The sequence below is a fragment of the Blautia sp. MCC283 genome (assembly GCF_018785565.1).
Lineage (GTDB): Bacteria > Bacillota > Clostridia > Lachnospirales > Lachnospiraceae > Blautia_A.
The window spans coordinates 35,086-41,391 of the sequence record NZ_WQQB01000003.1 but is presented as its reverse complement, the minus strand read 5'-3'; the positions used below and the strand labels follow the sequence as shown (position 1 = coordinate 41,391).

Here is a 6,306-nt window from a genome sequence, read left to right as displayed (position 1 = left end):
GGTGTCATGGACGCACCCTGAAAAGGCGGTATCCCGCCTTAATTCAGATGCTCTGGTAACTCAGTTGCCGAGTAGTTCACCAGATCACTTGGTATCCTGATGGATGCTTTAATGGCAAGCCTTCAGGAAATTTTAAAACTCAGCGATGAACAACTGACTGCTTTTACCGCTGATTTTGAAGCAAGACTGCCAGAATATCTGCGAAATGCACTCCATCCCAAGGCTGTAGTAGCATAAGTGATGCTAGAATATAAATAGTACAAGCCAAAATGAGAAATTCCAAATACACATAAGCATGATACAATAGAAACATGCTGAAGGAGGATCTCATATGGCAAAACAACATGACAAACAATTTAAACTTGATGCAATCCAGTATTATCAAGATCACAAAGATCTCGGGGTACGTGGATGTGCAGAAAATCTTGACATAGGACCAAATTCAACCTTAATGTTTTATAAAAAAATAATTTCAAGAAATAGAAATTTACTGTGAGTAGGCACATATAGATTATGAAAAGAAGAAAGTAATTCTTATTGATAGGCGTCTGACAAATATATACAAGAAAAAGTGGCATAGAAGCAATGAAATATTATCCCATTAGCATAAAAAATAATAACAAAAACTTATTTAAGTAATATTATATCAATAAGTTTATATTGAACTTATTCATATAATATTACTTAAATAAGTTTGAGGTGATCGAAATATGAAATATAATTTTCCAGAAGATTTGAGATCAATTCGGGCGATATTAGGCCTTTCTCAGAGAGAATTTGCAGAACAGATTGGAGTAGAGCAGGTGACTGTTTCAAGAAATGAGTTGGGAAAAACAGTTCCGTCTGCAAGAATTTTGGAGAATGTATACAGATTTGCATTTACAAAAAATATAAGAATAAATAAACTGAAAGAAATGCTCTGGAGAGATGATCTGGAAAAAAATGAGAAATTGCTTTTCCATGGGGCGAAAAGTGAAATTACCGGGGAAATAGATATCTATAGAGGCAGGAGTAACAATGATTTTGGACAGGGATTTTATACAGGGGAAAGTTACGAGCAGGCAATCTCATTTGTATCAGGATTTGAGCATTCATCGGTATATTATATTCGTTTCAATGACACGAGTCTGAAATGTAAGAGATATAAAGTGGACCAGGAATGGATGATGACGATTGCCTACTATCGGGGGGCGCTAGATGAATACAAGGAACATCCAACAATAAAAATGCTTGCAGAACAGTCCAGAGATTGTGACTACATAATTGCACCGATAGCAGACAACCGTATGTTTCAGATTATTAATTCATTTATTAATGGAGAAATTACAGATGAACAGTGCAAACACTGTCTTGCGGCAACAAATCTTGGAATGCAGTATATATTTATAAGTGAAAAGGCAGTATCGCAGGCTAAACTTATAGAACGATGTTATATTTCAGACAATGAAAGGGAATATTATAAGAATATACGATTGGAAGATGCCAAGTTAGGTGACAACAAAGTGAAACTTGCAAGAAGGCAATACAGAGGAAAGGGTCTGTATATTGATGAAATCCTGGTGTAAAGAGGTGGCCGATGAATGAGAAAAATAGATAAAGATGGATTGCTTTTGTGTGAACTTCAGGCGACTGCATTTGAAAACTCTGTTGATAAAATGGAGTCGAGCTCAGAGATTTTTATCAGGCGATTTATGAAAAGTAAAATAGCAAAAAGACTTGATAATGGGTCAGTCCTTGAAAGTAATATTCAGGCAAATGATATTTTACAGTTTGTAGATGAAGAGTATGGAGTTTCGGATTATGGAACTGTAAAATATACCCGCAACGAGATGTACTGGATTGGTTATATCTACAGGTATTTTGCGATTATCTGTGAGTTAACATCAGTACAGGTTTATAAAATTATAAAACCGAAGGAACTGAGAGGATTATTTCTTCCATATCATACCATGGATCCATCTCAGGCTGTGGAGAGGATACTGGAGGCAAAAGAAATGCCAATGGATGAGAACATGGAACTGGAACGTCAATATAAAATATTCAAAAAAATAAGAATGCAAAAAACAAAGAACGAGCAGGCTGGCGTTAAATAAAACGCTCAACCCGCTCCATTGTAGTTTTCAGAATCGTAATATCCGTCAGCACATCGCCGGTTTCCAGTGAATGGTTGGCGTTTTTTGTAAGAAAAAGAGGTACCTCTTTTTGCTGTGCCAGCTTCTGGATAATTTCGGTTTCGGCCCAGGGATCTGCGGTGCCGTGGAAGGCGATGCTTCCGGCCAGTGAGAAAGAAAAGGTATCCGCCAGAGGCGTAAACAGGATGCTTTTCACTGTCAGATCATGTCTGGAAGCATAGGCTGAAGATATGATAGTGCCAAGACTTTTGGAAATAAACAGAATACTTCCATATGAATGCCAGTCAACATTCTGGAGAAACTGTTCGGTATGTTTCAACGCAAGCTCGAAGGCCTGTTCCATTTTGGCACGGTCGCCTTTGACATTTTCGGGAAGAGAACCGTAAGATACATTCAGGATCTGATAACCTTGATTTCTGGCAAGGCGAGCTGCATAGTAAAGGAGCGATTTATCAGGGCCATATCCGATACCCGGGAAAACAACGGCCAGCTTCGGGGCGTTGTTATCAGCTTCCGCTGTATGAGAGGAAGCTTTGTCATAGAGCATCTGCAGCTGGATTTTTTCCTGGAGCTCTTTTAAGGGAATGGAGATCGTGCAGGAGTCGGATGGAAGGTAATCATAATCAGTAATAATGCCATCCTCTTCTCCGTGATAAACAATATGTGAGGAACCCATAAGTTCCATATCTTCTTCAATATCTGAAAGTAATTCTTCGTATGATTTCATTTTATTTCAAACCTTCTTATTAAAAAATTAGTATTTGTCAAAGTATGTTATGTGAATGTTTCCTTTATATGGGGAAAAGTTTATTTGTGTTCAAGCTTCGCTTTCTCGGCATTCAAAAGCTCAATATTAATATTCTTCTCACTAGCAGTTTTATCAACCCAGAGGTTCAGAGAATCAATAGCCAGGGAAACCTCATCCAGCTTTTGGCTGATATATGCAAAGTCTTTGATTTCATCGTCGGTGATCTTACCGTCTCTGGCGATCTGGATCAGACGGCTGGTGAGAGGGTTGATCTCATTAAGACTAGCGATGGTTTCCAGGATAATGGTAGAAAGCTCGGAAACCTCGATCTCCGGTACATACCGGTCCCCGATCATACACTTGTGAGAACAGTAATAATTGCATAAGTCAGGATGCTTATAGCAGTCAGCCATCTGGATGATGTCGTAAGGGGTTGGTTCCTGCAGTTCGTATTCGATCTTTTCAATCCTGGAGGCAGAAACACCGGTCATTTCCTGGCTGGCTTTTTCGCGGGTCAGACCCTGTTCTTCTCTGTATTGCTGATAAATAGTCTTGTTTTCTCTGGTAGATTGTTTCCCCATGGTTCAGTCTCCTCTGTTAATTCTCCAAAATAGGGAAATATATGAAGTTATTTCAACATATAGAACGTTTATTTTTACAGATGGTTCTATTATACTGGATTCATCGAGTGACAGCAAGGGCCGACAAAGAGAAAGAGGTGGCTGTGTGGACGTGACAAGAAGATTGCAGATGATACGGATCCTGGAAAAAATGGAAAGAGATCCGAAATTCAGTGAAAAGCTTGGAATCATAAATAAATCAAAATTTATATCAGTAAATATAACTGGAGAAAAGGAGAAATTATGTTGACGTTATTATTTATCATATGTATGTTTGGAGTTTTTGGAAAGCTGTTTTTTTTCGGCCTGAAAGCAGCCTGGGGGATATCTAAATTTATATTAACGCTGGTATTCCTGCCATTGATCCTGCTTGTAATGGTAGCAGGAGGACTGATCTCCCTGGCATTACCGATACTTCTTGTTATTGGTATTGTCGGACTGATCGCATCAAAAGCATAAGGAAATAAACAGCAAACGCGGATTATGAATAACCGCCTGGAAAAAAGGAGGAACAATTATGAGTAAGAAAGAAGGATACAGCAGACCAGGTTTATTTGGAGGCATTAATCACTATGATGCCAATGGTCATAAGATTGGGGAAAGCAGACCCGGATTGTTCGGAGGGTATAATGATTATGATGCCAAAGGCCATAAGATCGGAGAAAGCAGACCTGGTATTTTCGGAGGAATGAATCATTATGATGCCAAAGGCCACAAAGTAGGAGAAAGTCGTCCGGGAGTATTTGGCGGAGCAAACCATTATGATGCAAATGGCCATAAAACAGGCCATAGCAGCAAAGGAATCTTCGGAGACTGGAATCACTACGACGACTGATCGAAAATGAAATACATGTACAGTATTATTGACGGCAGATCCACAACAAAGAATCTGCCGTTTACTTATTTGACAAATCCGGTAAAAATTCTGTTGTACAACTGTAGAAAAACCAATTATAATTAAAAATTAAAGGATACAGAATTATCAACAGAATGGAGAAATATATGAGATTAAGAAGTCAATCCGCACGGACTTTATTATATGAAGAAGTAGTAGAAGAACTTTACAGGCTGATCGATGAGAAGCATATCCAGCCAGGTGGCAAGCTTCCGCCGGAAAGAGAACTGATCGAGCAGCTGAAAGTCAGCCGGAATGTGTTAAGAGAGGCATTTCATGTTCTGGAAACCAGAGGTGTGATCGTTTCTCACCAGGGAAAAGGAAGATTCTTAAGGGAACAGCCAGGCCACGGATCCGAGAAACGTACAGAAAGTCTCAGCAAAAATCTGGAACGCTATTCCATGCTGGAAGCTTATGAAGTCCGTCAGGTTCTGGAAGTAAAGGGTGTGGAGCTGATCATCCGTAACGCATCCGAAGAAGACATTGATGATCTGGAAAAAGCTTACAAAAAAGTGGAACATACCTACGAGACAACCGGAACTACAACCGGTGAATTTGAACTGCACAAGCTCTATGCGGAAAAAACCGGCAGTATGTTCATGACCCAGACACTGGAGCTGGTCCTGAATGCGATCTTGGATATGATGTATGGGCAGTTTTATGATGTGCTGGAAGCCACTTCCGAAAAGCAGGAGCTGGAATCACATCGTCAGATCATTGATGCGATCCGCAGAAGGGATACGGAAGCAGCACAGAAGCTGATGCAGGAACATCTTCAGGTAACGATGGATATGCTGAGGGATAATTGATTAAATATGCATTTAGCTAAAATGCCAGAAGTTCCCGGCCTTTGCTTGGAAAAAATCATGGACCGGGGGCGGAAACAGGCGAAAAAGTACAGGATAATGAAAAAACCATTGACGAAAAGCACCTTCGGGTGCTATTCTTTATAAACAAGTGGGTGACCAAGTGAACAAATATTAATTCAAAAAGAATGAATATGTATTCAGACGATAATTCACAATCCAGAAAGAACAGAAAGGAATACACAATGGGAAATTTAAAATGGCCGGAAGGTAAAAAATGTGCGGTAATGTTTACCTTCGATGTAGACGGAGATACCACCTGGGAAAACGGAAACCGTGGACTTCCAAACGGTGAGAAATACATCAAATCCTTATCCGTAGGCCAGTACGGACCAAAGCGCTGCGTAGACCGTATCCTGGATATGCTGGATCGTTACGGTGTAAAAGCAACATTTTTTGTACCGGGGCTGACAGCTGAACGTTATCCAGATGTGATCATGAGGATCGCAGAGGCAGGACATGAGATCGGACATCATGGATATGCACATGAGAGATTTGCGGGAAAAACAACAGAGGAGCAGATCGAGATCATTGAGAAGACTCAGGCAATCTTTAAAAAGCTTATCGGTCATGAAGTAACAGGCTTCCGTACTCCATCCGGTGACTGGGCAAAGATCACACCGCAGCTTCTGTATGAGAGAGGCTTCCGTTATTCAAGCTCCATGCGTGGTGACGACAGACCATATCGTACGATCATAAACGGTGAGAAAACAGATTTTATCGAGATCCCTACGAAATGGGAAGTAGATGATTACGTAGCTATGGCATATAACATGTATCCGGCAGAACCGGCAGGACAGGACAGGATTTCCAGCTATCGTCTGGTAGAAGACAATTTTATGAGAGAGTTCCGCGGACATTACAGAGAGGGGCTTTGCATTTCTTATATGAGTCATCCCCAGGTAATTGGTTCCCCTGGAAGGATCCAGATTCTGAAACATATGCTGGAGCAGATCACATCCAAAGAGGATGTCTGGGTGGCAACAGGAACGGAAGTATCAGACTGGTATCGAAGCCATTCACAAGAACAGGAGGAGAAATAAGG

9 protein-coding genes and 1 pseudogene are annotated in these 6,306 nt (G+C 40.4%); 8 read left to right on the top strand and 2 right to left on the bottom strand.

All coding sequences use genetic code 11. The features are described 5' to 3' along the window. Positions 1-75: 75 nt before the first annotated feature. From GPK81_RS18115 to GPK81_RS00860, 4 genes and pseudogenes are all read left to right on the top strand, one after another. Positions 76-237, top strand: a pseudogene (locus tag GPK81_RS18115) (IS4 family transposase); the annotation flags it as partial. A gap of 94 nt (positions 238-331) precedes the next feature. After that, the gene (locus tag GPK81_RS00870) at positions 332-496 is read left to right on the top strand and encodes a helix-turn-helix domain-containing protein (RefSeq protein WP_174088880.1); all 165 of its coding nucleotides are present in this window, start codon (positions 332-334) and stop codon (positions 494-496) included. A 214-nt stretch (positions 497-710) separates the two neighbouring features. Beyond that, positions 711-1,565 carry a DUF3990 domain-containing protein gene (locus GPK81_RS00865; RefSeq protein WP_174088879.1) on the top strand — a complete coding sequence of 285 codons (855 nt, stop codon included), beginning with the start codon at positions 711-713 and terminating at the stop codon, positions 1,563-1,565. Positions 1,566-1,580: 15 nt separating this feature from the next. After that, entirely contained in the window at positions 1,581-2,093 is a 513-nt protein-coding gene (locus GPK81_RS00860; RefSeq protein ID WP_021975991.1) for a hypothetical protein, read from the top strand. On the opposite strand, the gene GPK81_RS00855 is transcribed toward GPK81_RS00860, so the two are convergent. Together GPK81_RS00855 and GPK81_RS00850 are read right to left on the bottom strand one after the other, a co-directional pair. Beyond that, entirely contained in the window at positions 2,086-2,859 is a 774-nt protein-coding gene (locus GPK81_RS00855; protein ID WP_215706375.1) for an alpha/beta hydrolase, read from the bottom strand. The two genes, GPK81_RS00860 and GPK81_RS00855, sit on opposite strands and share 8 nt — an antisense overlap. Before the next feature lie 80 nt (positions 2,860-2,939). Next, positions 2,940-3,461 carry a helix-turn-helix domain-containing protein gene (locus GPK81_RS00850; protein ID WP_021975989.1) on the bottom strand — a complete coding sequence of 174 codons (522 nt, stop codon included), beginning with the start codon at positions 3,459-3,461 and terminating at the stop codon, positions 2,940-2,942. A 282-nt stretch (positions 3,462-3,743) separates the two neighbouring features. Between GPK81_RS00850 and GPK81_RS00845 the strand changes: the two genes are divergently transcribed. The 4 genes from GPK81_RS00845 to GPK81_RS00830 all read left to right on the top strand — a co-directional run bounded on the left by GPK81_RS00845 (position 3,744) and on the right by GPK81_RS00830 (position 6,304). Continuing rightward, complete coding sequence (locus GPK81_RS00845) at positions 3,744-3,959, top strand: hypothetical protein (protein ID WP_215706374.1); 216 nt, start codon at positions 3,744-3,746, stop codon at positions 3,957-3,959. Positions 3,960-4,017: 58 nt separating this feature from the next. Further along, positions 4,018-4,335 (top strand): hypothetical protein, encoded by a 318-nt coding sequence (locus GPK81_RS00840; RefSeq protein WP_181988225.1) that lies wholly within the window; start codon positions 4,018-4,020, stop codon positions 4,333-4,335. Positions 4,336-4,502: 167 nt separating this feature from the next. Further along, on the top strand, positions 4,503-5,204 hold the full coding sequence (locus GPK81_RS00835; RefSeq protein ID WP_119248175.1) for a FadR/GntR family transcriptional regulator: 702 nt from the start codon (positions 4,503-4,505) through the stop codon (positions 5,202-5,204). A gap of 242 nt (positions 5,205-5,446) precedes the next feature. Next, positions 5,447-6,304 carry a polysaccharide deacetylase family protein gene (locus GPK81_RS00830; protein ID WP_021976016.1) on the top strand — a complete coding sequence of 286 codons (858 nt, stop codon included), beginning with the start codon at positions 5,447-5,449 and terminating at the stop codon, positions 6,302-6,304. The last annotated feature ends 2 nt before the right edge of the window (positions 6,305-6,306 follow it).